This is a genomic window from Bifidobacterium tibiigranuli (genome assembly GCF_022655035.1).
Classification (GTDB): Bacteria; Actinomycetota; Actinomycetes; order Actinomycetales; family Bifidobacteriaceae; genus Bifidobacterium; species Bifidobacterium tibiigranuli_A.
Genome location: NZ_JALCUA010000006.1, coordinates 16,353 through 42,761, shown reverse-complemented (window position 1 = coordinate 42,761; position 26,409 = coordinate 16,353). Strand labels below are relative to the sequence as shown.

Here is a 26,409-nt window from a genome sequence, read left to right as displayed (position 1 = left end):
CTCTCACCTTACCGTCATCTGCGGGGCGTCGCTCCATGCCTGCGCCGGCCCGTCCGATTCGCCCGATTCGCCCTGCCAGCCGCGCTGCCACCAGGGGATCAGCTTCACGGCCGCGGCGGGCGTGGCCGCGCTCATCAGCAGCGCGCACCATTGCGGTATCTCGCGCAGCGCCTGCTCGTCCAGCGTCGCCACGCGCTGCGTCTGCTCGTTCGTGCCCAGCCCGTCGCTCAGCCGGCCGCCGAGCCAGAAGCCGCCCCGGTAGGAGCGGTTGACGCTCTTGACCTCGCGCTTGCCGACCAGGGCGCTGATGTCGCGCAGCGTCTGGCTGTCGGACAGGCCGCCGAGCACGACCTTCTGCCCCGACTCCCACATCTGCGCCTCCGCCTTCCTGTACACGTCCTGGGCCTGCGGGCGGGACTGGAACACGGCGCACGCGAAAAGGCCGTCGCCCGAGCCGGCCGTGAACACCTGCGGCAGGGCGGGCCAGGGGCTGATGTTGGCGCACTCGTCCAGGATCAGGCTCACGGACGGCTCGAGCTTGCCGTGCTCGGCCTCGGCGGCCATCTCGCGCGCGGTGTCGCGCACGTCGTCCAGGAACATGCAGTTGAACACGGCCGTGCTCGCGTCGGCCTGCCCGTTCACGCTGCGCAGCTCGGCGAGCAGGTACACCGTCTGCCTGCTCCTCAGGAAGGCGCGCATGTCGAAGCGGCGGGCCAGCGGGTCCGGCCTGAACCAGGCGCGCACCTGCGGCAGGCTCAGGGCGCTGAACGCGCTGGACATCGTCAGCAGCTTGTTCGACGCGGTGCGCCGGTCGTCCTCGGACAGGCGGGCCAATGGCAGCGCCCAGGCGCGCGCCTCGGGGCATTCCTGCTCGTGGCGCTCCAGTATCGAGCGCGCGCGGCTGATGCCCTGCGTGTCCTGGGACCACAGGAACACGTCGTCCAGCCCCTTGCCGTCCAGCGCGGCGGCCAGCAGGAGCGCCTGGGTGATGTCCACGCCGATGCGCGCCCAGGTCGCGTCCTCGCCGCTGAAGTTCGCGCTGCTCACCAGCGCGCTGGCCAGGGTGCGCGCCTTCCTGGTGTCCCGGCAGGCGGGCACCGGGTCCCAGCGGATGCGCGCGTCCGAGTACCTGCGCACGGAGCCCACGATGCCCATGGGGTCGAACACGTAGGCCCGTTCGCCGCCCGAATGCGGGCTCGAGCCGTCGAAGTCGCGCCGGGATGGCGTCGCGTAGCCGCCCGTGCGCAAGTCGAACGTCGCGTCCAGGATGTCCTTCCTCGAGCTGGTGGCCACCACGGGGCCGGGCGCCTCCACGATCAGGGGGATGACCAGGGCGTTGGTCTTGCCGCCCCTCGCGGGGCTGAGCACGTACGCGGGCCGCTCCATCGAGAGCCATACGCGCGCGCGATGGCAGTCGCCCAGGAGCACGCCGGCCAGGCTCGGGCTGATCGGCCTGCGCCTGGCGTCGCCCGAATCGAGCATGGCGCGCGTGCCGGGCATCGCATGGTCGGCCGCATGGCTCAGCGCCCGGTCGGAGAGCTGCTGCATGCCCTCGCGCCGGGTCAGCAGATGCTCGTCGGTCAGGAACCGGTCGGCCGCCTGCTGCGGGCTGCCCGAATACCAGGACCACGCGAGAGCGCCGGCCGCGCCCAGCGCGGCCAGCAGCGCGACGCCGAGGACGAGGATCCATGGCTGCCGGAAGAGCGCGGCCAGCAGGACGCACAGGAGGAACGGGGCCAGCACGAGCAGCGCCATCGCGCGCCGCCCCCTCTCCCGGGACGCCAGGGCGCGCACCAGGGGCGTGTGCTCGCGCAGGAAGTCGCCCGCGCGGGTGCGCTGGAAGCCCTCCCACCAGTCGGTGAACCCGCGCGCCTCGTCGATGTCCGTGTGATGCCTGTCGTATCCGCCGTTCATATTCCCTCTCCCTATCCTTGCCTGTTCTTGTCGGTCTGGAACACGTCGTAGGCCTCCGGGCCCACGTAGGGCCTGACCACGTCGCGCACCCTGGGCCCCACGCGCCACAGCGCGCAGAAGTCGGGCAGCGCCCGGATCGTGTTGATCTCGCGCAATGTCAGGTCGGGCAGCAGCCTGGTCATCTGCTCCAATGACGAGGAGGACTGCGCGTAGACGACCTGCGCCTCCGACTTGGTCAGTATCCCCATCATCGTGTTGCGGTGCTCGCTGCCCTCCTCGCCGAAGCTGCTCAGGTCGCCCAGCTCGTGCATCAGGAACCAGTTGCTCACCCCGAGCTCGCCCGACAGCCTGATCCTGCGGTCCCAGGCGCGCACCAGCTCCGGGTTGGACAGCAGCTCGTGGCCCTCCTCGGCGATCACGATGCGGAACAGGCCGTCGCGCTGCGCGCACAGCCGCTCCACGGTGGCGCTCATGGCCGCCATGTAAAGGGTCTTCTTCTGCTCGTTGCCGTCCGAGGCGCTGCCGGTGTCGAACACGAGCATGGGGCTGGCCGGGTCGACGTCCACGGTCGACTCGCGTTCGAACGCGCCGGCCATCGCGCCCTCGACCAGCGGGTTGAGCAGGAGGATGAGCCGGTCGGCCGCCGAACGCCGGTCTGTCTGGCCCACGCCCTTCACGGGCGTCTGCTCGGGCCACTGGGATACGAGCAGGTCCACCAGGCCGGCGATGGTCGGCGTCTGTTCCCGGTCCAGGTAGTGGTTCAGGGCCGCGTCCACGATCCCGCTCTCCTGCTCGTCGATGCCGGCGATGCCGTCCTGGCGCATCGCGGCGGCGATGCTGCGGATCGCCTGCGTCTGGATGCCGAGCACGTCGCCGCGCCAGTCCCGCTCCGAGCGGGCGGCGGGCCGTCGGCCCGGGTCCAGGACGTTGAGATAGGAGCCGGCGCCCACGGAGACGACCTGGCCGCCGACCGAGCGGGCGACGCGCGCCCACTCGCCCTTCGGGTCGCCCTCGATGATCACGTGCCTGTTCCACGGGGCCGCGGTCTCCCTGGTGGCGAACATCTTCAAAAACATGCTCTTGCCCGAGCCCATCAGGCCGATGACCCAGCCGTTGACCGAGGTCGCCGCGTGCGTCTGGTAGGGCTGCCACGCGTCGTAGCGCCAGACGGCGCCGCTCAGCGAGCTCTCGCCGATCACCGGCCCGTCGAACGGCGGGTATCCGGACACGACGAACGGGTCGAGCACGCCCGCCTGCTGCACCGACGCGCTGTGCCAGGGGATGGCCGGCGCGTAGTGCGCCAGTCCCAGCCGCCGGCCCGCGCCATGCGTGCGGGGCAGCGCGTCCCCGGCCGCGTCCGGCTCGGCCGCCTTCTCGCTCTTCCCAGCCAGGCTCCGGTACCAGTCGCGCAGCCGCCTTCTCGCCTCGCGCTCGGCCCGCCGGCGCTGGAAGCGGGGCGTGGCGGCGGCCATGCCCTGGCTGGCCGGCACGCCGTCCGCGTCGACCTTCGCGAGCTGGCGCAGTGTCAGCTGCGGCAGGACCGGCGCGAAGCCCAGCACGCCCGACGCGCCCTGCTCCTCGCGCTCCCTCATGACTCCCTGCCTTCCAGGCCCAGCGGCCACACGCCGTTGAACCGGGCGAGCTGCTGGTCGCGCATCGCGTCCATGTGGATCCATTTGGAGGTCCTGCCGTCGAATCGCGAGCAGGCGGCGTCGAGCCGCTCGCGGCTGTCGGCGAATATGGTCACGAACCCCTGGAACTCGATGTCGCCGCCGTCGTTGGCGATGTCGGCCAGATGCTCGTCCAGGCGGGCCGCCTCGGCCACGGTCCGCTTGTCGTCCGAACGGCCCAACCTCCGGTTGATGCCGCTCATCGTCTCAGTCTCGTGCAGCTGGCCGGTGACCTGCTTCTTCGCCGTGTGCTCGTCGCGCGCGCGGAACACCTGCGTGAGGACCATGGGCGTCATCGTGGCCGAGGTGACGTTGGACAGCCAGCTGGGGAACACCGGGTTCTTCCCGTCGGGCCACCGGTCGATCCACCGGGTGCGGGCGAACAGGGGGCCGACCTCCATCCAGGTCGCGTGCGCGTGCCAGGACAGGGCCAGCGGGATGTCGTCGGGCAGCCGGCCCTTCGCGTCGAGCAGGGCCGTGGCCGTGGGGTCGATCAGCGTCTTCATCAGCCCGCGCAATTGCTGCATGTTCAGCCACTTCCATGCGGCCGCCTCGTCCACGCCCGTGCCGGACAGGCTGCCCATGAGCTCCTCGACCCTGGCGGACAGGAGCCGGCTCACGTCGGCCGGCGTGCTGCGCGCCGCGCTCTCGCCCTGCGCCTTCGAGGGGTCCACGGTGATCGTGACCACGTGGTCGTGCTCGAAGGGCATGGACAGCACGCTCTCCTCGACGTAGCGGATGTCCCTGTCGGCCAGCGAGCCGGAATCGGCCGGGCCGTCCCCGCTGGGCCGGACCGGCGCATGCAGGGCGCGCGACTGGATCACGACCCGGGTCACGTCGCCCTTGTCCCTGAGCGTGGCCACGGCCGCGCTGAACTGGGCGGAGAGGGACGAGAGGCGGGAGAACGAGGCGAGCTGCGCGTCCAGGCCTCGCACCCGGACGCACGCGGTCGCCTCGCCCTTGGCCGCGTCCCACACGTAGCACGCGCCCTCGTACGCGGTGTTCACGATCCGGTACAGGTCCACGCTCCCGTCGTTGCCGGGGATGTCCAGCAGGCCGACCGTCGCGCCCACGGTCAGAGGGCTGACCGTGGACCTCGCCCGGCCCGTCGCGCTCAGCAGCGCGAAGCCCAGCCTGGTGCCGATGATCTGCCATATGCTCAGCCCGCGGATCACGAGCAGGTCCGCCGCCATGACCAGGCACAGGGCCAGCGTGAACGGGCTGAGCGGCGAACGCCCGGCGAGCAGGTTGAGGCTGAACAGGGCGATCAGCGCGAACGCTATCGCGACCTGGTGCGTGGACCAGAACGCCAGCGCCTTCTGGCGCGGCACCCTGGCGAACGATGTGGAATAGAGGTTGTCCGATGAGGTCTCCGTTGCCAAGATCCCTCTCCTTTCTCACGCGTGGGCGTGGGTGTGCGTGCTGCCGCTACTGGTCGACGTGCGCGTTCGCGCCGCGCGCGCCGCCCGATTCGACATGCACCGTGACATGCGGCGTGCCGCCGCTCTCCTGCCCCTCGCGCCCGGGGCCCGAGGCGGGCTGCGGGGACGGGGCCGGCGAGGACGGCGATCCCGCCGCCCCGGGGGATCCCGGAGCCGTCATGGGTGGCGCGCCCGCGGGGCCCGCCTCGTCCGCCGCTCCCGGAGCGGCCGGGGATGGGGCCGCGCCCGGGGCGGGGGCCAGCTGTGCGGCGGCCGTGTTCATCGCGGCCGCCATGCCGGCCACGGCCGGCGACGTGTGCATGGAGGCGGCCGCCGCGGCCAGTCCCGCCTTGGCGATGCCGCCCATGCCCGAGCCTGGCGCATGGCCGGAGCCGGAGCCGGATGCGGCCGTCGCGCCGGGCGAGGACGGGGAGCCTGCCGGCGTGGGGGCGTGGGAGCTGCCGCCGTTCCGGGTGCCGTCCGTGGATGTTCCGGGCGTTCCGCCCGTGGGGCCGCCGGCGTCCTTGGATGGGTTCGCGGCCTTCGACGCCTCGGACGCTGCGGAGCCTGACGCCTTGGCTCCGGCTCCCGCCGCGCCGGCGCCCATGCCTGCGGCGGACGCGCCGCCCGTGGCCACGGCCCCGGCGATCTGCACGGCTGCGGCGGCGGCCTTGCCGGCCTCCTCCTTTGCCTTGCCGACGGTCTGCTTGCCGGCCGTCGCGGCCGTGTTCAGGCCCTGGCCGGCTGGCAGATGGCCCGCGAACTTGGCGACCAGCACCCAGGGGAAGACGCTGGAGAGCACCATGCCGACGATCGCCTCGAGGAAGGCCATGGGGTTGTCGGAGCCGGCGGCCTTCATCAGCTCGCCCGTGATCGTGATGAACAGGCCGACCAGCGGCTGGTAGAGGATGATGCCGATGACCCACACGATGTATTTGCGGGCCGCGCCCATGGCGCGGCGCGCGAAGCCGGTGTCCATGATGCCGGCGGGCAGCAGGCACACCGCGACGACCAGAAGGAACTGGCGCGCCCCCATGCACAGCAGCAGGCTCGCGGCCGCGAACAGCATGATGACGAGCATCACGACGAGCAGCGGGCCGGCGAACTGGCCCTTGATCGCGGCGGCCGAGAGGCCGGGCAGCGAGGGCGCCTGCAGCTTGGGGCTGGTCAGGTCGACGCCCAGGATGAGGCCGGTCAGCGCGGTGCTGATGTTGATGGCCTGGACCATGACCCACAGGGCGGCCATCGTCAGCGGCCAGGACAGGAGCGCCTGGCCGCTGATCCGCCAGATGTCGCCCATCCGGCCGGCCGTCGCCGCGCGGGCGATGGCGTACCCGGCCGAGAGGATCACGACGAACAGGACGACGCCGGCGACCTTGCCGATGATGTTTCCGGCGACCGTCCACTGGCCGGAGGTGATCACGCCGGCCTGCAGGGCCATGGCGCAGGTCTGCTTCCAGGCGTCGACGGCCCCCTGCAGCACCCAGTCGAGGAACGCTCCGATCATCGTATTGAACACCATGGGTCAGGCCTGTCCTTTCAGAACATCTTGATGCCGGCGAACCACCAGATCAGGCCGCCCGCGGCCGACACGATGATCGCGCTGACGCCGCACACGAGCATGACGATCACCGAGATCTTCTGCCCGGTGCCCGATTGGACGATCTTGCTGCCTACCCAGCCCACCGCGGCGGCGATGAGCAGCCCGACGAGGACGTACAGGGCCGAGCCCTGGAACATCTGGATCAGGCTGCGCAGCGTCGCGTTCCAGGGCGCGTCGAACGTGGGGGTGATGGTGGACGGGTCGTCGGCGAGGATCGCCTGGGCCAGGTCCGTGGTGATATGCGGTCGAGTCATGTCAATGGCTTCTTTCTTCTTGTTGTTCGTTCATTGGTTGGCTGGATGATGGGCTGGATGCCGCGGCGGCGGCGAGCGTCCCCGGCTCGCGGCGGCCCGGATGGCCGCGCTCATAGCCCGACCTTGCCGGCCAGCCAGCCGATCGTCTGGCCGGCCTTGTCCCTGATGGCCTGGTAGCCCTGCAGCAAGGTCTTCGCCACGCCCTGCTTGCGCACGATCTGCACCCCGGCCTTCAGGTCGTCGATCACGCTGCCGGCTGCGGCCTTGCCGGCCTGGACGGCCGAGCCGGCCGCGCCGGGGATGTCCCCGTGAGACGCCTTGCTCTTCGCCTCGCCCCACGCCTTGCCCGCCGCGTCGCTCTGCGCATGGGCCTCGCCCAGGCTCTGCGCCGCCGCGGCGCCGACCTGCGCGGCCAGTGGGGATCCGGGTCCGTACCCGGCTCCGATCTGCCCGTCGGGCGCGGCCGTGACGCTCACGCCCTGCGGGATCGCGTCGAGGCCCGTGCCCCAGGTCACCGCCATCGGCAGCGCCGTGACGAGCGTGGCGGCCAGCAGGCAGGAGAGGATGGCGATGCCGCCCCGGCCCTGCGCGATGAAGAAGTTGCCGCTGATCTTGGCCGCTGCCCACCACACGCAGGCGACGACCAGGCCGAGCACGAGCAGCAGGACCAGCGTGCCCAGCAGCATTCCCACCAGGCTCTTGAGCTGGGGCGGGACCCATGAGTAGTCGATATGCGGTTTGATGGTCATTTCCTAGCCTTCTCTCTCTAGTACCAGTGCGGGCTGCGCGACTGCCACAGGCTCCAGGCGGCGCACGGCGTCCCGTAGTCGGGCCGGCCCTTGATGTAGCCCAGGCCCCATTTGATCTGCGTGGTCGCGTTCGTCTTCCAGTCGCTCCCGGCGGAGCTCATCTTGTCGGCGGGCAGCGCCTGGGGGATGCCGTACGCGCCCGACCCGGGGTTCTCGGCGTCCGCGCGCCACCCGGACTCGTGGTCCCATAGCTGCTCGAGGCACGAGTACTGCCTGTCCGCGTCGTCCGGCCACTGCTGCCTGACGAGCTGGCGGGCGGCGTCCTTGGCCTGGCCCACGGATCCGTTGGTCACGGCCGCGGCGTTCATCACGCTCGCGCCGTCCGCGTCGCACTGCGCCGTATCCTGCGCGGCGGATGCCGTGCCGCCGTCCGCGCCCGGCGTGGACTTCGCGTTGGGGTCGTGCCGGTACACCTGGGTGAGACCGGGGTCGAGGTAGGGGCCGATGCCGATCTCCTGGTTCGCGCCCTTGCCCTGGTCTCCGGGCATGCCGTCCTCGGTTCCCGAGGGCGTGGCGTGCCGGGCCCCGGCGAACAGGCCGGAGCCCACGTACACCTCGGTGTGCTCCGTCGGGTTCACGACGATGTCGCCGCGCTTCAGGGACTGCCTGGCGTCGTGGAAGTCGCCGCTCCATGTCAGGTGCGCGAATCCGACGGCCGTGAGCGCCTGTCCCTCGCTCATCGTGTTGAACGGGGCGGCCGGAAGCCCGGCCACGCCCGCGTGTTTGACCGCGAAGTACACCAGGCTCGAGCAGTCGTAGTCGGGGTTGCCGTAGCGCCGGTTCTGCGAGTAGCCGTGCGAGTCGTCGTTCGCCGTGGCCTCCATGAACGTGGAGATCTGCTCGGCCACCGGGTCGTCGGAATGCTCCGGCGCCCGGTACGAGGCGTTCGACGCGTTCGTCGTGCCCTGCCCTGCGGCCACGGCGTCGCCGCCCGACGCGTCGCTCGCGCCGCATCCGGAGAGCATCATGCCGCCCAGCAGGGCGAACAGGAGCATCAGCGGGGCGAGCACGCCCGCCGCCACGGCGATCAGCGCGCCGATCAGCGCATGCGACGAGCTTTTGGAGCCGTTCACGCGGCCAGCCCCGGGACGGGCAGCGGCAGGCTGGGAAGGGCGTGCGGCACGAGCGCGTACAGCGCCTGCCATCCCTCGGCCATGAAGGCCAGGACGAGCACGCCCGTGAGCAGCCAGCAGGCGGCCGCGAGCAGCGCGCACGCCAGGCGCATGGCCTCGTAGCGGCTGGACCGGGACATCTGCCGGGCGAACGCGGAGGCGAACAGGAGGGCCGCGAGCAGGCCGAGCCGGGCGGGCAGCGGCCAGGAGACGAGCAGCATGTAGGCGCCGGAGATCATCGAGCCGAGCGCGGCGAACAGATCCATCATCGTTCCCATCACTCTCACCTGCGCTTCGAGGGCAGCAGGGCGAAGACGACCGTGGGCAGCATGCACAGCGGGTAGGTCACCAGGATGAAGTAGACGGCCGCGGCGGTCGCGTTCCCGTCTCCGTCCATCGCAATGGCGGGCACGAACACGGCGCACGATGCGGCGAACAGGACCGGGGCGAGCACCAGGCACATGACGGGCCTGCCGATCCCGGCGTCCCGGCCGCGGCGCGCCACGGCCGGGCACAGCGCGACGAGGAACAGGAGCGTCCACGCGCACAATGCGGCGACGGCCCAGGCGTGCGGCTCTCCCAGCAGCCAGCCGCCCAGCAGCGCGCCGAGCAGGCACAGCGGGGCGAACACGGGCCAGAACACGGCGCGGGGCATGCGCGCCGGAGCGCCCAGCGGCCTCCACGCGCCCAGCACGGCCGCAGTGGAACGACGATCGGTCATGACAGCATCTCCCTTCCTTGGAGAACGGCAAAAAACGAAAGCGGAAGCGTGACGGGCAGCATCCGGAGCGCCGCGCCATGCGGGTTAGAATCTGCTCGAACCCCGGCGGGAGAGCCGATGCCACGGGCATGGCCGCATGCGGGGGACGATTCACGGGAACGGAGCGTCGCATGGGCGATTGGATGGACGAATGGGGCCAGTACGGCCCGCAGGGCGAGAGGAAGGAGCGGCTCGACGCGCTGCGCGCGCGCCTGGACGCGCGGCCCCGGCCCGACGTCGAGTCCGAGGACGAGGACGAAGGCCCCCGGCAGGACGAGCGCGAGGAAGACCGGGAGGACGAGCCCGCCGAGCGGATCCCCGTCGGGCCGGCCGGCGAGGCCGAGAGCACGGCGCCGCTCGATCTTGAGGCCGTGGCCGAAGCCGGCGGCACCGAGGATGCGACGGCCGGGCCGTCGCACAGGCGCGCGCTGCGCGCGGCCGCGATCGTGCTTGCCGTCCTCGCGGCGGGAGGCGTGGGAGCCGTTGCCGTGAGCGGCGTGCAGGCCAGCCAGATACGCGGCCTGCAGGCCTCCTGCCAGGACGCGCGGCATGCCCAGGGCCAGGCGTTCGACCGGCTCGGCGAGGCGATGCATGGCGACGCCGCGGCATTGTCCAGGCTGCCCGCCAGCGCGGTCCAGGACCCCGGGAAGGTCACGGCCCTGGCCGCCCTGCTCAGGAACGCTCCGAAGCCGGCCGCCGCCGACTGCGCCGCAGGAGGGCGAGGCGGGCTGCGCGCCGGCATCGATGCGCTGGACGCGGCCGCGAAGGCCGCCCAGGAGCGCAGCGGCCGGATCGAGGCGGCCGGCAAGGCCGTGCAGGCCAGCCGCGACGCGAGGATCCTGGCCGACGCGAAGGCCTCGCTGCGCCAGACGATCGGCCAGGGCAAGGCCCAGCTCAAGGACTCCTCCGGCAAGGTCAAGGACGAGGCCGCGCGGACGGCCCTGCAGCACGCGATCGACGCGGCGGGAAAGACCCTCGCCGGAACTGCGACGGGCCCCAGAACGTACCGGGACTCCCAGAGCGCGCTGCAGGCCGCGATGAAGAGCGTCGGCGACAGCATGGCCGCCAGGCAGAAGGACGATGCGGCCAAGGCCGCGGCCGCCCAGAACAGCGCGCCCGCCCCTGCCGCGAACGAGCAGCAGGCCCCGGCGCCCGCTCCCGCCCAGCAGGGCGGCGGAGGATACGCGCCAGGCGGGTACTCCGCTCCGCGACGCCAGGCCCCGGCTCCGGCGCCAGCCCCCGCGCCGGCCCCGGCCCCCAGTCAGGGAGGCGGGACGGGCGGCTGGTCCGTGCCGCCCGTCCAGCACGGCATCCCGATGCCCGATCATCTGTGATCCGCAAGCCATCGAGCGCCTCCCTCCCAAGAAGTTAAGAAGATAAGAAGATAAGAAAACAAGAAGTTAAGAAGTTAGGAAAACAGGAAGTTGAATGTCCGGAGCCGTGTAAGGCCGGCTCCGGACGAGGAGGCGTCGCCCCCTCTCCCGTGGGGATTGCGGGAGAGGATGCGGCGCCTTCATTTATTCAGGACTCGCCGCACGGGTTCGTGATGCGGCGAAGAGTTCCCCGGCCGGCGTCCCGCTTCTCAGCGGGACGCCATCCCCATGCCGGGACATGCGCGGGAAGGGCAGGGGCCGCCCATGGCGCGAAGGCCACGGGCGGCATGCGCCTACTCGGCCGAATCCTCGGAGCCGGACGCCATCGACGCCGCGGCGTGGGCCGCGTGGCGCCTGCGCGTCACGAGCATCACGGCGGCGCCGCCAGCCAGCGCGACGACCACGAGCACGACGCCCGCTATCGGCGCGCCGGTCTGGGCGAGCTGCTCGAGCTTCGTCGGGGCCTTGCCGTTCCAATCGTCCTGGTTCGACGTCACCGGCGTGTCCGAGCACAGGGTCCTGCCATCGACGTGGACCGCGTTCCTGGGCGGGACCGGCTCGCCGGCCTTGCCGTTGCCGAACGGGTTCTGGTCGCTGGCCGGGCACTCGAACAGCGGGGTGCCGGTGACCTTGGCGCGGTCGGTGTGCACCGTGGCGACGCCCCGAAGGGTGCCGGTCACGTCCACATGGTCGCCGGGCTTCAACACCAGCGTGTCCCAGTTGGCGGGGTACTTGAGATCCGTCACGGTGCCGTCGCCGGCGATCGTATGGTCCTCGAGCTTGAGGTCCTTGGCCTGGAAGACGGCTCCGTGGCCCTCGGGATCATTGCTGGTGTTGGTGATGGTGAACACGATGGTCGTGTCGCCGGTCACGCTCAGCGCGTCCTTGGGGTCGTTGCGGTCGCCCTTGGGCAGGCCCGACTTCTGGTCCCACTTGACGATGTGGATGGAGGGGGTCAGCTGCGGGGTGCGGGTCCACACCACGTTGCTCGGCAGGACCTTGTCGTTGTAGTGCTCAACGAACTGGTTGGCCTGCTTCTCGGTGACGGCGATGCGCGTGCACTGGATGTACGCGCGCCATCCCGCCTCGTGCGCGTTGTCAGCGCTCACGAGCGCCTTGTAGGCGCTGGTGGCGCTGACGGTGACCACGCCGTTCGCGTCCTGCTGGGCGGTGAACAGGTCGGAGCCGAACGCGGAGCTGTCGAATCCGGAACCGGCGATCTTGCTGCCCTTGTCCGCGACGATCTTGCCGTCCTTGTACAGGTCGGCCTGCGCGTACACGGCCCACTGGCCCGTGTACTGGTCGACCTTCGTATTCAACTGGTCGGCGATGTCCCACCGGTCCACCGTCGGGTAGGCGCGGCTGGCGGGGATCGTCGAGCTGTCGAGCTGGTAGAGGAACGTGCTGTTCAGCCACACGGACTGCCCGTTGATGGATGCCCCGCCGACCTTGATGGTCACGTCCTTGACCGGGTTGATCGGGGCCAGCGGGTTGGAGACCTGATTGGTCTGCTTGCGCATGTCGTTGACGACCTGGGTGGCCGTGTTCTTCACGACGTAGCCCTTGGACACCTTGATGACCGTGTAGGGCATGACCAGCTGGTACGACTGGCCGAGCAGGGACTGGTCGATCGCGGGGCTCTTCAGCGCGTCGTGCTTGTCGCTCTTCGCGTAGGCCGCGAGGTCCGCCGGCTGCGGGTCGCCTTTCACCGTGGCTCCGGTCGCAGGCACCTTCGTGTCCACGGTCCTCGCGAACGCGTAGACGACGCCGTCGATCACCTTGATGTTGAACCTGGACGTGTAGTCCTTGCCGTCCGCGCCCAGCACCGCGATCTTGGACTGGTCGATCGACACGTACTGCTCGTCGAAGTCGTCCACGATGCCCAGCTTCCACACGTCGTACGCCTGGTTCTGCTGCTTGGCGTCCAGGGTGACCGTGTAGGTGCCGGTGTCGCCCAGCATGAGCGTCCGCCCGTCGATGCTCACGGTCGGGTCGCCCTGCCTGGCGCCCTGCGTGTCCGTCTTCACGGGGGTGAAGGCCGGGGGCACGTTGAACACCACGTTGGACGGGGTCAGCGAATTGTTCAGGGTGAGCATCCACTGGTTGTCGACCTTGTGGTCCGTGGGAGCGCTCTTGGAGACGGTGCCCTCGAAGCGCAGCTGGATGCGCGGGTTGCCGCCCGCCTTCCAGCCTGCGAGGAGCGCCTGGTCGCTGATCGTGGCCTGCGCCAGGTGCTTCGCGTCGTCCCACTTGGTCGCGTACGCGCTCTTGGGGATGACCTTGCCCGTGTTCAGATCCATGAGTTCCAGGGTCTGCTTGTCGGGCTGCAGGTACTGGTCGTAGGTGTCCGTGAGAACCAGGTTCCTCACGCCGTAGGCGAGGGTGTCGGGGAGCTTGGGGGTGGTGAGCAGCTGGTATTCGACCCGCTGGCCGGGGAAGACGACCTTGCCGTCCACGCTGGCCTGATCGCCGCCCTGGCTGGCTTCGCCGATCACGTCCTTCTTGACCGGTGGCACGTAGCCGCAGATCGCCGGGACGTTGGTCGGCGTGGTCACGTCGTTCACGCTCTCCGAGCCGGAGTTCGTGAACCGGGTGCTGTTCGCGTCGCAGAACTCGAGCTCGTCGCCGGGCTGCTTGCCGTGGTCGGCGCGCACCTGGGCCGCGCCCTTGCCGTTGGCGAAGTTCACCGTCATCGGCACGAGCAGGGTGACCTGCAGTGGCGTCTTCAGCCCCTTGAGCTTGGCCAGGTAGGCCGGCTTCGCGGTCGCGCTGGCCTTCGAGCCATTCAGTGCGATCTTGAACTGGCTGGTGACGTCCTTGCCCTTGGTGGCGATGTCGTTGACCGACGCGCTCACGTAGTGGCCGTTGGCGTCGGACTGCCCGTTCGCCTCGTACACGCGGATCGAGGATGCCGGTTCGGGGTCCACGAGGTAGTCCGAGGCCGTCCAGTCATCCGCCAGCGCGAGCTTCGTGGGGGCCTGGATCAGGTTCGCGTCCACGGTCCCGTTGACCACGGAGGCGACCCGGTCTTCATCCAAGAACACGTTGTTGTCAGCGCCGGTCGCGTTGGTGCGCCCCGGGTCGACGACCGTCTGCCACTTGCCGTCAGCGCCTAGCTTGACCCAGGACTTGTCGGGGGCCGGCGTCCAGGTGGGGAACTCGTGCTCGTCCGTGGATGCGGCGGGATGCTCGTTCCAGGTCACCTTGGCGATGTCCTTGACCTTGTTCACGTCAGGCTTCGAGACCGTCACATCGAACGAGAACTCGTACGAGTGGTCCGAGGGCAGGAAGGACTTGTACGGCTGGTTGCGCGTCGCGCTGACCGTGTTCTTGGCCTTGTCCCATGTGATCGCGAAGTCCGCGCTCACGTCCTTGTTGCCGTCGTCCTTGTCGATCAGCTTGTAGTTGCCGACCGTGTACTTGACGCCGTTGGGGGTGATCTGGTCGCTGAATGCCATGGCGTAGCCGAACAGGCCCGTCTTGGACGTGATCACGGTGCGGTTGACCATCTGGCTGGCGCTCACGCCCTTGTCGATGCTCTTGGCCGGCGGGGCCGGGGGCACGTCCGTGACCGTGAAGTCCTCGCCCGCGGCGCACGCCGGGGTGTTCACGGCGGCGCCCATGTGGCCCTGCTTGGCGACCTGCGCGCTGAAGCAGTAATGGCCCGGCACCCAGCCGTTCGCCATGCCGAAGTCCTTCGGGGTGAAGTCGTCCGAGCCGGTCGCGCCCTGGTTGGGCATCGCCTTGTCCCGGTTCGCCTCCGCTCCCGGCACGATGCCGGCCGCGGACCCGGCGTACTTCAGATGCGTGCTCACCGTCACGTTCTCCGCGACCGAGCTGCCCGAACGGTCCAGCGTGACCGTGTCATGCACCGGATCGTTCGACCCGGCCTTCGGTGCGGTCGAGGCCTGCGTGTTCACGGTCAGGTTGTATGTGGGTGGGGCGGGCTGGTTCTTCGCCAGCACGATCACGCGCAGCGAAGCGCCCAGATTCGCGTTGATGACCTCATCGGCCAAAGTGCTCAGGGTATGGTTGCCGCGCTTGTCGGTCCATGCCGTGTTCGCGTTCCAGTTCACGCCGTTGTAGTTGTAGGTCTTTCCAGCTACCTCGTCATTCCATTTCTGGTGCCACAGGCCGCTGTCCGCCCAGTTGCTGATGCCGGTGAACGTGTGGCTGTCGTCGTTGCCGACGATGCCCACGCCGACCAGGCGGCAGTCGGCCGCGCCCTCGCCGGTGTAGCTCGCCTGGCACTGGTTGATCGCCTGGCCCAGCGACGTGTTGATCACGTCATTGGCCGTGCCTGCCGTGCCGCCTCCCGTGATGGGGTAGCCCATGTCGCCAAGGGCCTGGCGCACGCCGTCGTTCGTGGCGGGCCACGCGTCCTTGGTCAGCCAGTGGATCGACGCGGTGCCGCCCGTGCCGCCTCCGCCGTCCGATCCCGTGCCGCCGCCCGCGTCGGCCATCGCCACCGCCGGCGCGGCCAGCGTGGCCAGCGCCGCGACGCCCGCCACCAGGGCGCGCCAGCCCTTCTTGCGCGCCAGGCCGGGATGATCGCTCCCGGTCTCGCGTGCGCTGTGTTTCAGATTGAACCCCATAAGGCTCTCCTCCGATTTCTGTCATGACAGAAGCCCGGATGGGCTTCCCGACATCAATCAGACCACCGGCGACACGCCGTAGCCGAGGACAAGCGTCACTATTTTTATATAAAAAAATCCGCGCCCCCTAGCTATTAGGGAGACGCGGATGCTATCCGATAGATCTGATGGGTCTAATGGCCCAGCTGCTGGGCCTGCTGCTGCGCCGACTGCTGGTAGAACCTGTCGCAGGAGCCGAACACCTGGCATTCGCCCAAAGGCGACAGACGGTTATTCGGATCGTTTGCCTGCCTTTGCGCTTCAGCGCGCCAGGCATTCTCATCGAAGCTGCTGCCGCCGCCGCCCTGTGGCTGTGCCTGCTGTCGTGGCGCGGCCGGCTGCTGGTAGCCGCTTGTGCCGCCGCCAGCGTAGGACTGGGTGCCGCCGCCGTAATTGCCGTAGGCAGGGGCCTGGGCGTACGACTGCGCCGATTGCGCCGCGCCCTGGGATTGCGCGGCGGCTGCGGCCTGGGCTGCTGCAGCGTCGGCCGCGGCCTTCGCGTCGGCGTCGCTCTTGGCCTTCATGGAGTCGTTGACCTGCCGGCTCGCGTCCGCCAGGGGCTTCAATGCGGCCGTATACGCTTCGGCCAGTCCCGGCTTCAACCCAGTGGGTGTCTTGAGCGTCCTGTCCGCGCCGCTGATCGCGGCGGAGAGCGCGTCGCGGGTCCTGTTGTCCGCGACCTTGCCGTTCGAGTCCGCTAGGAGCTTCTTCGCCGCCCCGTCGGCATGCGAGAGCATGTCCTTCGCGTCCTTCACGCGCTTCGCGGACTGCGAGGCCCTGACCTCGGCGATGGCCTGGTCGATGGCCTTCGCATCATCGCCCAGGGTCGCGCGGGCCTGGGCGTAGCCGTGCAGCACGGGGATCTGCTCCCAGAGCGCCCAGGGGCGCGCCTGTCCCGGAGCCGGCAGACGCCGGCCGGCGGCCGCGTTCAGCGCGTCGATGGCCTTCGGGTCGAGCACCTCGCCCTTCGCGCTCCTGGCGAGATTCCTCGCATCGCCCGTCTTCCCGATGTAAGCGCTCCGCTCGGCGGCATAGGACGCCTTCTCCGCATCCAGCCTGTGCGCGGCGTACGCGCAGCCGCCCGCGTATGCGGCGGCCAGCGCCACCACGACGCCGACGGCCGCGATGACCGCGGCGCGCCTGCGCCTCCCGGCCCTGGCAGGACCGCTCTGTGCCATCCCGTCGTCCGGCCCGTCGGCCATGCTCTGCAGGCCGTCCGTCCCAATGACCGGCAGCGCCTCGGTCTCGGCCATGTCGTTCTCCTGGCTTTCCATGATCTTCTCCTTCGAATCTCCCCTGGCCCGGCAGACGCACACTACCACAGACGTCCGCCCATCCGGCCGGGAACACATCTAATCAACTAGATGTCTTATTGTTTTCTTGTCTAATTGTTTTATTGCTTATCTATGTTTCTATATATCTATGCATCTATTCGTCTATGCGTGCAGCAGGTCGGACGCGGCGCGCAGCACGGGCACGAAGGCCGCTGCGGCCAGGAGGCCGGCCGCGCCTAGGCACAGGCGCACCCAGAACGGGACCGGCCACCAGGTGCGGCCGGTGGTCATCACGACCCTGCCATCCTCGTCCACATCGATGGGGCGCTTGCGCCCGTACCTGGCCCACCTCCACGCCTGGCGGCAGATCGCGGGCACCATGAACACGGCCACGAGAGCAGCGGCCGCCTGCACGCACAGCCAGAGAGGCACGCCGGACAGCGACGGATCCCTGGCCGCGAACGCCGCGCGGAAGCGGCACACTGAGTAGTCGAGCAGCACGACGCAGCCAGCTAAGAGCCAGAAAGCCGCTATCGTATCCGCCTCGGCCTCGGCCATGCTCCGCTCGTCGATGACCACGGACTGGATGGTGAACCAGGCCTCCGAATAGAAAATCATGGCGAATAGCGGAATCGCCAGCCAGTCATAGAACGTCATGATCTTCTCCTTATCTCGTACAGGTCCATCAAAATGGCGTCACCGGCCTGGAACCAGAGCGGACCCGGCATGGCTGTCAACGGTGCCTTCGCAGGCATGGCCCGGCTGGCCGGGCATGTGATCGATGCGCCCGTCAATCAGGCACGCCATGGGCATGCCTTCCAGCGCGGGTCGCAGCGTCACGATGACCGCGTCGCTGTACGGGTCGTACTCGGCCCGGAAGTGGCCGTCCGCGCTCACGCCCAGCGGGATCATGGACTCCGGGTAGTCCCGTCGCGTGCAGTGGACGCTGTACGAGCGGCGCAGGCGGCGGACGCCGCGCCATGCCTGTCCCAGGGCGTCGAGGAAAAGCACGACGATCAGCGTCCATCCCACCGACAGCGCGACGATGCGCGCGTCCCCGCCATGGTGGTCTCCCACGACCGTCGCCGTGGTTGCCGCCATGCCAGGCAGAAGTTCGAGCTCTGCAACGGCTATGAGGACCCACCCGGCAGGCCGTGCGGCATCCGCCGCGTGCATCCAGAGCCAGCTGTTCCTTGTATTCGTCGTCTTCATCTCCGTTTTTCCTTTCATGTCGTCGTCAGTACAGGGCTGGCTGGATCGCGTGCGGGCCGTCGGGGCCGTCGGCCAGGATCAGCCCGAAAGCGTCCGATTCCAGCCGTTCGACGTCCCCGATATCCGCCGCATGCTCGGCCAGGATCCGCTCGAACGTGCCCCGCGAGACCGGCGAGGGGACCAGCCGCCCGCCCGGGCCGGACGCGAGCACGCTCCACGAGTCCGTCTCGAAGCGCGAGAGCCACGACGGGCACCGGACCGACAGGCCCCGCCCCACGTGGAACGAGAACCGTATCGCGTCGTTCGCCTCGGCCGAGCCCGCAGGCTCCGCGATCCCGTCGACCTCGTACACGCGGGGGAGCGTGACATAGAACTCGAGCCCCTCGCACACGCCGATCCGGGGCACCTCGAACGGCGCGCGCACGCCCAGGCGCCTGTTGCACGTCACCCTCACCCTCCGCTTGCCAGCCATGGCCGCATCCTTTCCGCACTAGACGAATAGTTGGTTTTCAGATTCATTGCTCAGCCCGTCTGCCTGGCCGTCCCGCTGTCCGGGGCGCGGTGCGCGGCGCGCCAGCGGCGCTGACGTTCGGCCGAGCTGCGGTGCCGCGCCCGGCTGCGCTCGTTCTCCCTGTCGCGCGCCTGGCGCACGACCTCGGGGTGCTCGCGCAGCCAGCGGGCCAGCGCGCCTCGCGGGTCGGGGTCGCCGGGCGCGAACCGCACGCCGGCCTCCTCGGCCAGGCGCTGCAGCTGCTGCCTCGCCCTGACCGGAAGCCCGCCCATGACGCCGAACTGGTCATGCGTCGCGATGCCCAGCGCCAGGCAGTCGGCCTGCAGCGGGCACATCTCGCACAGTTTGACGGCCGCGGCGGTCAGCTCGCGCTGCGCCCTGGCGTCCGGCAGCGAGTCCGCGCCCCACATCAGGTCCTGCACCGGCTGCGGCAGCCCCATGCAGATCCCCGCGGGGGCCTGGGTCTGGACGCTCGTCATAGCCCGCCTCCTTCCGCAGCCCGCAGATTGCCGGCGAAGTGGTACCCGCCGGCCATCGTGGCGGCGGCCCGCTGCTCGGCCGGCGGCCCGCCCTCGCCCTGATGCTCCGCCTGCCAGTCCGCGACGATCCGCTCGTCCGCCAGGCCGTCCCGCAGGCCGGCCACGACGTGCTTCTTGGCGGCCGGGTAGTGCCCGTCGTCGAAATCGAGACGGACCAGCACAGCCATGATGGCCGCCTCGGACGCCTCGCGGCGGGCCGGGGCGGGATGCTCCGGCCGGGCGCCGGGCGTCGCCTGGGCGATGAGCCGGCGGCCCTGGGGGTCGTCGGCCATCTGCGCGCCGATCTTGTCCCACTTCTGCACGAGCTTCGCAGGGCCGGTGACGCACGAGCGCCACGAGAACGCCCCGGGCCGCTCCCGGTCGCCGGGACGGCGCAGCGCCCATTCGGCCACGGCCAGGCTCAGGTCCGGGCCGTGCGCGTCGAGCAGGCTGCGGGCAGCGTGCAGCTCGCGCTTCGAGCGCGGCCCGCCATCGGCGCCCGGCTGCAGGCCGCTGGGCACCGGCAGCCCGGCGTCGGCCAGCAGCCGGCGGAACCGGTCGCACAGCCGCCCGGCGTCGGCGTCCAGCTCCGGAGGGTCCGCTCCGGCCTCGAATCCCGATCCGGTGGATCCCCCGGTGGGGGGATGCCCCGTAGGGGCAGAGGGGTATTTGTTTGTTATTTGTCTATTGGTGGACATTTTCGACACTTTTCCGGTCAGAATGTCCACTCTCGAATCCGCCTCGGGGTGGGTGGACATTTTGTCACTGTCGAAAATGTCCACCCACGAATCCGGCTCCTCGCCCGCCGCGTCGGACTCCTCGCACGCCTCGGCTCCGGGATACTCCTCCGCTGCCTGCACCGGCTCGGTCTCGTCGGGCTCCTCGATGTCCTCGGGCTCGATCTCGACGGGGCAGCCGCGCATGACCACGTTCCACACCGTGCACCGGTGCCCAGGCCTGACCGTCAGCCCCGTGCGCGGGTTGTGCGCGCTGAAGTCCTGATCGCCCGGCTCCAGATAGCCCTTCGCCACCAGGCAGTCCAAGGCGCGGCGCACCGTGCGCTCGTTGCAGCAGCACGCATCCGCGATGCTCGCCAGGGCCGGCCACGCGGCCTGCCCATCGTCGTAATACGCCTTCCTCGCCAGGAACACCAGAATGTTCTTCTCCGACGGCTTCAGCCCGCGCACCGTCCACGCCCACGCCTCGCACGCCCCGCTCATGACTCGCCCTCTTCGGATAATTCGCGCACGTCGCCGCGAGCGGGCACAATGGGATGATGGAACTCGCGGGGCTGACCAGAATCGTGGATACGGTCATGCGCGAGGAAGCCATCGACGCGCCCCGCCTGGCATGGGACTTCACAGACGGCCCGGCGGCCTTCCAGGCGACCTACGTCCATCAGATGGACCACAAGGACGAGTACGGCGATTACGCGCAGATGCTCGTGGCCCAGATCCTCAAGGACACCGGAGGCGAGCGGCCGTGGTCGCACATATTCCACGTGCATCAGGGCCGCGCCGGGCTGTGGATGAAGCCCTGGATCGGAGAGGACTACGCCACGCTCAAGAAGATCCTCGGCATCGAGGCAGGCCGGAACGGGCCGAGATGGTCGCCCGTCAGCTTCATCCAGCACATCGACGACGCGGCGGGCGCCATGCGCTTCCCAGGAAGGCATCTGATCAGATACGCGGCAGCGCTTCCCGAACGGCTCAGACGCGACGTGGACGAGGCGGACAAGACCATACTGCTCGGCTTCCGGCACAACACCGGAAACGCCCACCAGACCGCTGAGAACAATGACAAGACCAGAAGGCTGATATCCAAGCAGGTCGCCGACTACTGCCGGGAGACGAACCAGTCGAGCTGCTGGACCGACCAGCTGAGGAACGGGCAGAGGGAACTGCCCATACCCAGGAACGTCATGGAGCTGCAGAACTCGCATCAGTACAGCCTCCCCGCCTGAATCGCCTCGAGGACGCCCTGCACGGCCATATCCGCGCACTGCATGGCGAGCGGCTCCAAGCGCCTCTCGAACGCCTCGATATCGGCAGGCGGATCGGCCAGAAAGGCATGGACGCCCTTGCGCAGCGTGTCATCGAGAAACTCGTAGACCTCGTCCTTCATGGCCCGCTCCATGCTGTCCGTGAAGTCGAACGCGCGCGCCAGCACCAGCCGGTCGTGCTCGCTCAAAGCGGTCCGCGGATCGCGCCAGCTGCCATCGGAAGACGACTGCGGGCAGCGCTCCCTCACGGGAGGACGCCCGAGCGTGCCGGATTCCAACGCCTTGCGCGCCTGATCCGTCTCGCGCTCCACGCGCCTGGAATAGGCGTCGAACGTCAGCGACCAGCGCCGCTCGCGGCTGGTGCGCGCAGGGAGCTTCAAAAGCTGCTCGAATTCGAGGATCCGCAGGCAGTCCATAACCGACAGGTCCGGCGCATCCCGCTCCGTGGTCTGCTCGCGCAATCCTGTCTCCTCGGCCAGGCTCGCGGCCATGTCTCCTATCAGCGGGCCGGCGGGCGTGACATGGCCCTCGTCGTCGGCCCGGCCGGCCAATGCCAGCAGCGTGAGCTTCCCGCCCGGCCACGGCAGCCGTACCTCCAGCGCCCGCGCCATCATTCCCCAGCTCATAGCATTGCCTCCTTCGCATGCCTTCCGGATACAGGGTCCCTGCCTGGCAGCAGGTGCCAGTTCTCCTCCTGCAGGTCGTCGTCCCCGCCGCATCCCGGCCAGCCCCACATCGGCCGGCCGCGGCATTCCAGATAGTTCTTCCTGATCAGAGCCGAGAGCGCTTCCCGCACCTTGTCCTCGCTCAGGGCGAGGACGTCGGCGAGGTCGCCCACGCTCGCCCTGGCCTCGAGACGGCCGGGCGACGCGAAATGCGCCAGAAACGCCAGCACGAGCCGCGCGTTCGGCTCCAAGCCATACGCGCGCCACACCCACTGCGAGACGGCCTCCCGGCTCATCGGATCCACAACCCTCATCGCGACCACCACCCGAACATCGCTTCGAGGACATAGACGATCATGACGCCCGCCATGAGCGCCAGGAGCGTGGCGGCGAAAAGTATCCGGTCATGCTCCTGGGGGTCGCCTTGCAGACCGCGCACCACCACGCCGAGGCCGAGTTGGCAGGCCAGCAGGCCAATCAGCACAATGTAGAACCAGCTCATCGCCCGCCTCCCTGCGTCGGGGCGCCGCGCAGCGTGCGCTCACGCTCGGCCCGGATATCCGCGTCCATGCCCAGCGCCTCAGTCAGGGAGTCACGCAACGCCCTGGCCTGCGCCTCGTCCAGCGTCACCACCTGGCCGCGCAGCCCGTAGGCCGAATCGTCCCGGATGCGCACCTCGAAAAAGCCCTGCACGACCCGCACCGCAACCATGCTCAACATTCCGACCGCCTCCCCGCCGTCACCAGCCGGCGCAACGCGCCGACCATCACCTGCGGCACGCCGATTGTTGTGCTCACATAGCAGTCCATCGACCCGTCACGGGCGCTGGACGCCAATACCTGCTCGTCTGTCCTGCTCAAGCGCTTGCGCAGGCGCGTCACCGTCGACTCCATCACTCGGCCCCCTTATCGATCTCGGCCATCTCAGGCGCGACGATCAGCTCGTGTGCCAGGAAGGCGACCGTGGTGACGACGGCGAAGAATCCGCCGGCCGCGACGCACACCAGGTACGAGGGATGCCAGACACCGGCCAGGCCAATGAGGAAATAGAGCAGGAAGCCAAGCCCCGCATACACGCCCAGGCACATCGCCAGCACGCCCAGCCAGAACAGCACACCACGCAGCAGCGCGAAACGAGAAGAATCATTTTTCATCGGGATGCCTCCGAATCGGCAGTCGAGCGCCGACGCTCGGCGTTGAGGAAATCACGGGACGCCCGCCAGTCCAGGACGGACGCGGCCAGCCACGCCGAGCACCCCGCCAGAGCGAGGAACACGGCAGCGCCTGCGGCCAGGAGAGCGACGCCCCGCCCGGCGGACGAGACGCATTCGATCAGCAGCAACGCCAGGAACAAGGCCGAGACCGCGGCAAGCACGATATTCTGCATGTAGCGGCGCGCCCGGCCATGCCAGTACGCCACCTCATCCACCACATCGGCAGCATGGGAGACAGTCGGACGCTTATGCCCGCCGTTCGCGGGATGCGCCGCCATCGCACGCCGACGCTCGGACGACGACACGCCCGGAGCGGAAAAATCAGGAAAAGTGACGCATGCGCCCGCCACTCCCCGCACGACACGCATACCATTGTCATCAGGCACCAAGGAAAAACCCAAGGTGCGCCTGTTAAAATCAGTCATCGCAATGACTCCTTACTAGGAACGAACGAAGCAGCCGTCCAAAACTGGCTTCGTTTGATTCTTTGTTATTGCACGCCGGCCCGGTGGCCTAAACACCGGGCCGGCATTCTTTTATCTGGTAGAAAAGGGTGAAAAGGTTAACTGGCCACGGCACTCTTCTCTTTCGAATTACGAATGAGTTCAAAATCAGATTCCAAAGAGGGGAAAATGATGCATAGCGGGATCCCATATTGTTCATGCAGCGACAAGGCGCGATCCATTGAAAGCGGTTGCTTCCCACTCAAAATTCTTGAAACAGTTGAAACCGAAACGTCCAGTGTGCGAGCGACTTCCGCCTGCCCGACAGCACGCTTTCTGAACCATTCGTTCATTTGAGTTTTCACCACCTTTCACCTCCACAATTTGTTATCATGTTTACGAACTGTTATCACAGTAACCTCAATTTGCGCAATATGCAAATCGTGTCGTAAGATTAATTGCAGATGGTAAAGATAACCACGAAAGGACCTTAAGCTATGCCGGTGGTTCAAACCGAGATAACTCCGAAACAACGGGCAGCATATAAAATGCAGGTTGTTTCTTTCAATGTGCAGCAGCTCATGAACGCAAAGGGGAAAACGCAAAAGGGTTTTGCTGACTACATGGGTGTAAAACCAGCAGCGATTTCCTTAAAGATCTCGCGGGCAAACTGGAAGTTCGATGAAGTTCTGCTCGCCGCTGAGTTCTTGGACGTGACAGTTGATGAGTTGGCAGATGACACCATTATGAGGATGATGATTGGAAATGATGCTGCCGAAGATATGCTGCTTGATGCGAATAGCAAAAATGCCGCAGTCGCTGATATGCGACCACGGCATTCTCAAGGTGCCCCCGCGGGGATTCGAACCCCGGACACGCTGATTAAGAGTCAGCTGCTCTAACCAACTGAGCTACAGGGGCGTTGGCAAGTTCCTTGAACCGAGTGACTACTTTACTCCCAAATCATCCCCCCGCAAACCGGCGTGTCGAGCCGTTGAAAAGACAGCGCAGTGCTGAGCCGTAAAGCAGACAGCGCTGTGCGCTGTCTGTAGGCGAAGTGAGCAGCCGCTAAGGCTGCGAAGGACGATGCTGAAGGCATCGTCAGTCTGTAGGTTCGACCGAATCTCCCGCTAACACCGCGAAGCTAAACCGCAACCCGCCCAACACGTCACCAGCCGGAATAGTGAATAATGGGTGCGTGGAAACGAGGTGAGACTCATGCCGGAGTGCACAATGAAAGGGCGCTTTGCGCCGACTCCCTCGGGGCGTCTGCACATCGGCAACGTTTACGCGATGCTGGCAGCGTGGCTTTCGTCGCGCGCCTGCCCCGGCGGCCATATCGCCTTGCGTATCGAGGACATCGACATACCGCGCGTCATGCCTGACGCCGACCGATGGATTATGGACGACCTGGCATGGCTGGGGCTTGATTGGTATGGCGACCCCGTATACCAGTCGCAGCACGGCGAAATCTACGAATCGGCGCTGCGGGCGCTTGCAAGCCGCCCGATGCCCGAAGCGGCAACGACCGCCGACCCCGTGTATGATTCCTCGCTGATCTACCCGTGCTTCTGCTCGCGCGCGGAAATCCGCGCGGCGTCCGCACCGCAGGAAGGTGACGGATTCACTGTCTACCCAGGTACGTGCAGGCGGCTACTGCTCGAAAACCCCGACGAAGTGCGCGGTAGACTGGCCGCAGATGCCCAGCATTCGCTTCGCATAGCAGTGCCTCCTGCACAGTCTCCGCTGACGTCGGTTGCATTCGAGGATCAGATCTTCGGCACACAACGTTTCGACCTCGCCCGCGATGTGGGCGATTCGGTCGTGCGGCGCTCGGACGGGCTGTTCTCCTACCAGCTGGCCGTGGTGGTCGACGATTTGCTCATGGGCGTGGACGACATCGTGCGCGGGCGGGACTTGCTGCGCTCCACCGCGCTACAAATCTGGATTCGCCGCCAGTTGCTCGCCGCTGGATTCGGAGCCGACTCCGTGCAAGGATTTGGTGGCGTCGTGGGTCCCGGCACGGATTCCGGCACGAGGCAGCAACCAGGCCAAAATCCAAGCACGGCGAACCCGCGATACACCCATCTGCCGCTGATCGATGACAATGCCGGCCGCAGACTCGCCAAGCGCGACCGTGATCTCGACATGGGCGCGCTGCGGGAATCCGGAGCCAATCCACGCCAAATCATCGGATACTGCGCGTGGCTGCTGGGTCTGCGCGAGCCGAACAGGACAAACAGGCCAAGCAATCCAAACGAACCGGGCAAACCTGATTCCGGTTCCGATTCTGGCCCCGTCCCCATGACACCAGACGAGGCGCTGCAGTTGTTCAGGCGTAACGGTTGGAACGCCCTGCGAGTGGACCCCACAGATCGCGCGATTGAACCGAGCGCAATGACTCATCTCATGGATTGTAGGGATGCTTAAGAGAGCGGCTTATTTCGGCTATGCTGTGCGACTGCCCCGCATGATTCATTGTTGGCAGACACGGCCCATTGAGGTGGAAGCCCTATGCAGGTCGTATGTGATGATATGCGGATTATCTGTTTAGTCGTTTCCGCGCGCTGTACGACCTCTTTGCGAATTTCATTAGGCTCTTTTTCGGGAATATGCCGTCGCATGCAGCGAAACGCTTGTGCCTTACATTTTGAAGAATGGCGGTATTCCGCCAAAGTGGTAAGTGCATGATGTGGTGTCTACTTGGCGAAAGGCCTAATGAACGAAAAAAGGGCCTAACAAATGACGATTGTGGCCGCCCGACTGCCCGACGCCATCCAAAGCCGACTCCCCGGCGCAAATGACATGACGTAAACGGCATGACAGTGAGACAGCTACTTTGGCAACCGCGAAAACCCATTCATTAGGTCTTTTTTTCGTTCATTAGGCCCTTTCGAAAGTATCCGCTTGTTTCGCCTTTCATGCAATCCTTGAAATTCCGCCGTTTCTTGGAATGCGACGCAATCGGAAAAGTCCTTGCACGGATGGGTTTGCGCAATAATGGGCCTAATGAACGACGGG

At 67.8% G+C, this 26,409-nt stretch carries 27 protein-coding genes and 1 tRNA gene; 3 read left to right on the top strand and 25 right to left on the bottom strand.

What is annotated here, in order from left to right; genetic code table 11:
• Positions 1-3: 3 nt before the first annotated feature.
• The 9 genes from LKK40_RS07270 to LKK40_RS07230 form a co-directional block, all read right to left on the bottom strand.
• Positions 4-1,914, bottom strand: a complete 1,911-nt coding sequence (locus LKK40_RS07270) for a type IV secretory system conjugative DNA transfer family protein (protein ID WP_273296318.1) — start codon at positions 1,912-1,914, stop codon at positions 4-6.
• 11 nt (positions 1,915-1,925) lie between these two features.
• Positions 1,926-3,506, bottom strand: a complete 1,581-nt coding sequence (locus LKK40_RS07265) for an ATP-binding protein (RefSeq protein ID WP_304310074.1) — start codon at positions 3,504-3,506, stop codon at positions 1,926-1,928.
• The gene (locus tag LKK40_RS07260) at positions 3,503-4,966 is read right to left on the bottom strand and encodes an SCO6880 family protein (RefSeq protein ID WP_304310073.1); all 1,464 of its coding nucleotides are present in this window, start codon (positions 4,964-4,966) and stop codon (positions 3,503-3,505) included. The genes LKK40_RS07265 and LKK40_RS07260 overlap by 4 nt, the downstream gene beginning before the upstream one ends.
• A gap of 46 nt (positions 4,967-5,012) precedes the next feature.
• On the bottom strand, positions 5,013-6,527 hold the full coding sequence (locus LKK40_RS07255) for a hypothetical protein (RefSeq protein ID WP_304310072.1): 1,515 nt from the start codon (positions 6,525-6,527) through the stop codon (positions 5,013-5,015).
• Positions 6,528-6,544: 17 nt separating this feature from the next.
• Positions 6,545-6,862 carry a hypothetical protein gene (locus LKK40_RS07250; RefSeq protein WP_024463946.1) on the bottom strand — a complete coding sequence of 106 codons (318 nt, stop codon included), beginning with the start codon at positions 6,860-6,862 and terminating at the stop codon, positions 6,545-6,547.
• A 110-nt stretch (positions 6,863-6,972) separates the two neighbouring features.
• Complete coding sequence (locus LKK40_RS07245) at positions 6,973-7,611, bottom strand: hypothetical protein (RefSeq protein WP_304310071.1); 639 nt, start codon at positions 7,609-7,611, stop codon at positions 6,973-6,975.
• Positions 7,612-7,628: 17 nt separating this feature from the next.
• Positions 7,629-8,816: a peptidoglycan amidohydrolase family protein gene (locus tag LKK40_RS07240; protein ID WP_304310070.1), complete on the bottom strand. Its 1,188-nt coding sequence runs from the start codon at positions 8,814-8,816 to the stop codon at positions 7,629-7,631.
• The gene (locus LKK40_RS07235) at positions 8,741-9,061 is read right to left on the bottom strand and encodes a hypothetical protein (protein ID WP_304310069.1); all 321 of its coding nucleotides are present in this window, start codon (positions 9,059-9,061) and stop codon (positions 8,741-8,743) included. Before LKK40_RS07235 ends, LKK40_RS07240 begins: the two co-directional genes overlap by 76 nt.
• 5 nt (positions 9,062-9,066) lie before the next feature.
• Positions 9,067-9,504, bottom strand: a complete 438-nt coding sequence (locus tag LKK40_RS07230; RefSeq protein WP_304310068.1) for a hypothetical protein — start codon at positions 9,502-9,504, stop codon at positions 9,067-9,069.
• Positions 9,505-9,674: 170 nt separating this feature from the next.
• Here LKK40_RS07230 and LKK40_RS07225 point away from each other — a divergent pair, with 170 nt between their 5' ends.
• On the top strand, positions 9,675-10,877 hold the full coding sequence (locus tag LKK40_RS07225; protein ID WP_304310067.1) for a hypothetical protein: 1,203 nt from the start codon (positions 9,675-9,677) through the stop codon (positions 10,875-10,877).
• A gap of 332 nt (positions 10,878-11,209) precedes the next feature.
• Here LKK40_RS07225 and LKK40_RS07220 read toward each other — a convergent pair whose 3' ends face one another.
• From LKK40_RS07220 to LKK40_RS07190, 7 genes are all read right to left on the bottom strand, one after another.
• Positions 11,210-15,511 (bottom strand): LPXTG cell wall anchor domain-containing protein, encoded by a 4,302-nt coding sequence (locus LKK40_RS07220; protein ID WP_304310066.1) that lies wholly within the window; start codon positions 15,509-15,511, stop codon positions 11,210-11,212.
• 173 nt (positions 15,512-15,684) lie between these two features.
• Entirely contained in the window at positions 15,685-16,872 is a 1,188-nt protein-coding gene (locus LKK40_RS07215) for a hypothetical protein (RefSeq protein WP_304310065.1), read from the bottom strand.
• A gap of 114 nt (positions 16,873-16,986) precedes the next feature.
• Positions 16,987-17,481 carry a hypothetical protein gene (locus tag LKK40_RS07210; protein WP_304310064.1) on the bottom strand — a complete coding sequence of 165 codons (495 nt, stop codon included), beginning with the start codon at positions 17,479-17,481 and terminating at the stop codon, positions 16,987-16,989.
• 39 nt (positions 17,482-17,520) lie between these two features.
• Complete coding sequence (locus LKK40_RS07205) at positions 17,521-18,054, bottom strand: hypothetical protein (RefSeq protein WP_304310063.1); 534 nt, start codon at positions 18,052-18,054, stop codon at positions 17,521-17,523.
• Positions 18,055-18,061: 7 nt separating this feature from the next.
• Positions 18,062-18,508, bottom strand: a complete 447-nt coding sequence (locus tag LKK40_RS07200) for a hypothetical protein (protein ID WP_304310062.1) — start codon at positions 18,506-18,508, stop codon at positions 18,062-18,064.
• Between the two features lie 50 nt (positions 18,509-18,558).
• Positions 18,559-19,026, bottom strand: coding sequence for a WhiB family transcriptional regulator (locus tag LKK40_RS07195; RefSeq protein ID WP_304310061.1), 468 nt, complete (start codon positions 19,024-19,026; stop codon positions 18,559-18,561).
• The gene (locus LKK40_RS07190) at positions 19,023-20,285 is read right to left on the bottom strand and encodes a helix-turn-helix domain-containing protein (protein ID WP_304310060.1); all 1,263 of its coding nucleotides are present in this window, start codon (positions 20,283-20,285) and stop codon (positions 19,023-19,025) included. Before LKK40_RS07190 ends, LKK40_RS07195 begins: the two co-directional genes overlap by 4 nt.
• A gap of 53 nt (positions 20,286-20,338) precedes the next feature.
• Here LKK40_RS07190 and LKK40_RS07185 point away from each other — a divergent pair, with 53 nt between their 5' ends.
• Positions 20,339-21,028, top strand: coding sequence for a DUF6037 family protein (locus LKK40_RS07185; protein WP_033502839.1), 690 nt, complete (start codon positions 20,339-20,341; stop codon positions 21,026-21,028).
• On the opposite strand, the gene LKK40_RS07180 is transcribed toward LKK40_RS07185, so the two are convergent.
• The 9 genes from LKK40_RS07180 to LKK40_RS07140 form a co-directional block, all read right to left on the bottom strand.
• A complete protein-coding gene (locus LKK40_RS07180) occupies positions 21,007-21,693 on the bottom strand; it encodes a hypothetical protein (RefSeq protein ID WP_024464174.1) in 687 nt (228 codons plus the stop codon). The two genes, LKK40_RS07185 and LKK40_RS07180, sit on opposite strands and share 22 nt — an antisense overlap.
• Complete coding sequence (locus LKK40_RS07175; protein WP_033502829.1) at positions 21,690-22,046, bottom strand: helix-turn-helix domain-containing protein; 357 nt, start codon at positions 22,044-22,046, stop codon at positions 21,690-21,692. Before LKK40_RS07175 ends, LKK40_RS07180 begins: the two co-directional genes overlap by 4 nt.
• Entirely contained in the window at positions 22,043-22,234 is a 192-nt protein-coding gene (locus tag LKK40_RS07170; RefSeq protein ID WP_024464172.1) for a hypothetical protein, read from the bottom strand. Before LKK40_RS07170 ends, LKK40_RS07175 begins: the two co-directional genes overlap by 4 nt.
• Positions 22,231-22,452: a hypothetical protein gene (locus LKK40_RS07165; protein ID WP_024464171.1), complete on the bottom strand. Its 222-nt coding sequence runs from the start codon at positions 22,450-22,452 to the stop codon at positions 22,231-22,233. The genes LKK40_RS07170 and LKK40_RS07165 overlap by 4 nt, the downstream gene beginning before the upstream one ends.
• Positions 22,446-22,628: a hypothetical protein gene (locus LKK40_RS07160; protein ID WP_304310059.1), complete on the bottom strand. Its 183-nt coding sequence runs from the start codon at positions 22,626-22,628 to the stop codon at positions 22,446-22,448. Before LKK40_RS07160 ends, LKK40_RS07165 begins: the two co-directional genes overlap by 7 nt.
• On the bottom strand, positions 22,625-22,885 hold the full coding sequence (locus tag LKK40_RS07155; protein WP_024464169.1) for a hypothetical protein: 261 nt from the start codon (positions 22,883-22,885) through the stop codon (positions 22,625-22,627). The genes LKK40_RS07160 and LKK40_RS07155 overlap by 4 nt, the downstream gene beginning before the upstream one ends.
• Entirely contained in the window at positions 22,882-23,370 is a 489-nt protein-coding gene (locus tag LKK40_RS07150; protein WP_304310058.1) for a hypothetical protein, read from the bottom strand. Before LKK40_RS07150 ends, LKK40_RS07155 begins: the two co-directional genes overlap by 4 nt.
• Before the next feature lie 137 nt (positions 23,371-23,507).
• Positions 23,508-23,753 carry a helix-turn-helix domain-containing protein gene (locus LKK40_RS07145; protein WP_304310057.1) on the bottom strand — a complete coding sequence of 82 codons (246 nt, stop codon included), beginning with the start codon at positions 23,751-23,753 and terminating at the stop codon, positions 23,508-23,510.
• Positions 23,754-24,235: 482 nt separating this feature from the next.
• Positions 24,236-24,309: transfer RNA gene (locus LKK40_RS07140), tRNA-Lys, on the bottom strand.
• A gap of 312 nt (positions 24,310-24,621) precedes the next feature.
• On the opposite strand from LKK40_RS07140, the gene LKK40_RS07135 reads away from it, so the two are divergent.
• On the top strand, positions 24,622-25,818 hold the full coding sequence (locus LKK40_RS07135; protein WP_304310056.1) for a glutamyl-Q tRNA(Asp) synthetase: 1,197 nt from the start codon (positions 24,622-24,624) through the stop codon (positions 25,816-25,818).
• Positions 25,819-26,409: the final 591 nt, after the last annotated feature.

Bases quoted from the DNA above. Each gene is read 5' to 3' on its own strand.
- LKK40_RS07200 (WP_304310062.1), bottom strand. From the start codon at position 18,508: ATGGCTGGCAAGCGGAGGGTGAGGGTGACGTGCAACAGGCGCCTGGGC.
- LKK40_RS07230 (WP_304310068.1), bottom strand. From the start codon at position 9,504: ATGACCGATCGTCGTTCCACTGCGGCCGTGCTGGGCGCGTGGAGGCCG.
- LKK40_RS07270 (WP_273296318.1), bottom strand. From the start codon at position 1,914: ATGAACGGCGGATACGACAGGCATCACACGGACATCGACGAGGCGCGC.
- LKK40_RS07170 (WP_024464172.1), bottom strand. From the start codon at position 22,234: ATGAGCTGGTTCTACATTGTGCTGATTGGCCTGCTGGCCTGCCAACTC.
- LKK40_RS07185 (WP_033502839.1), top strand. From the start codon at position 20,339: ATGATGGAACTCGCGGGGCTGACCAGAATCGTGGATACGGTCATGCGC.
- LKK40_RS07265 (WP_304310074.1), bottom strand. From the start codon at position 3,506: ATGAGGGAGCGCGAGGAGCAGGGCGCGTCGGGCGTGCTGGGCTTCGCG.
- LKK40_RS07150 (WP_304310058.1), bottom strand. From the start codon at position 23,370: ATGACTGATTTTAACAGGCGCACCTTGGGTTTTTCCTTGGTGCCTGAT.
- LKK40_RS07255 (WP_304310072.1), bottom strand. From the start codon at position 6,527: ATGGTGTTCAATACGATGATCGGAGCGTTCCTCGACTGGGTGCTGCAG.
- LKK40_RS07135 (WP_304310056.1), top strand. From the start codon at position 24,622: ATGAAAGGGCGCTTTGCGCCGACTCCCTCGGGGCGTCTGCACATCGGC.
- LKK40_RS07165 (WP_024464171.1), bottom strand. From the start codon at position 22,452: ATGTTGAGCATGGTTGCGGTGCGGGTCGTGCAGGGCTTTTTCGAGGTG.
- LKK40_RS07240 (WP_304310070.1), bottom strand. From the start codon at position 8,816: ATGGCAGGCGCTGTACGCGCTCGTGCCGCACGCCCTTCCCAGCCTGCC.
- LKK40_RS07190 (WP_304310060.1), bottom strand. From the start codon at position 20,285: ATGAGCGGGGCGTGCGAGGCGTGGGCGTGGACGGTGCGCGGGCTGAAG.
- LKK40_RS07180 (WP_024464174.1), bottom strand. From the start codon at position 21,693: ATGAGCTGGGGAATGATGGCGCGGGCGCTGGAGGTACGGCTGCCGTGG.
- LKK40_RS07245 (WP_304310071.1), bottom strand. From the start codon at position 7,611: ATGACCATCAAACCGCATATCGACTACTCATGGGTCCCGCCCCAGCTC.
- LKK40_RS07250 (WP_024463946.1), bottom strand. From the start codon at position 6,862: ATGACTCGACCGCATATCACCACGGACCTGGCCCAGGCGATCCTCGCC.
- LKK40_RS07220 (WP_304310066.1), bottom strand. From the start codon at position 15,511: ATGGGGTTCAATCTGAAACACAGCGCACGCGAGACCGGGAGCGATCAT.
- LKK40_RS07205 (WP_304310063.1), bottom strand. From the start codon at position 18,054: ATGAAAGGAAAAACGGAGATGAAGACGACGAATACAAGGAACAGCTGG.
- LKK40_RS07175 (WP_033502829.1), bottom strand. From the start codon at position 22,046: ATGAGGGTTGTGGATCCGATGAGCCGGGAGGCCGTCTCGCAGTGGGTG.
- LKK40_RS07225 (WP_304310067.1), top strand. From the start codon at position 9,675: ATGGGCGATTGGATGGACGAATGGGGCCAGTACGGCCCGCAGGGCGAG.
- LKK40_RS07235 (WP_304310069.1), bottom strand. From the start codon at position 9,061: ATGGGAACGATGATGGATCTGTTCGCCGCGCTCGGCTCGATGATCTCC.
- LKK40_RS07155 (WP_024464169.1), bottom strand. From the start codon at position 22,885: ATGAAAAATGATTCTTCTCGTTTCGCGCTGCTGCGTGGTGTGCTGTTC.
- LKK40_RS07210 (WP_304310064.1), bottom strand. From the start codon at position 17,481: ATGACGTTCTATGACTGGCTGGCGATTCCGCTATTCGCCATGATTTTC.
- LKK40_RS07195 (WP_304310061.1), bottom strand. From the start codon at position 19,026: ATGACGAGCGTCCAGACCCAGGCCCCCGCGGGGATCTGCATGGGGCTG.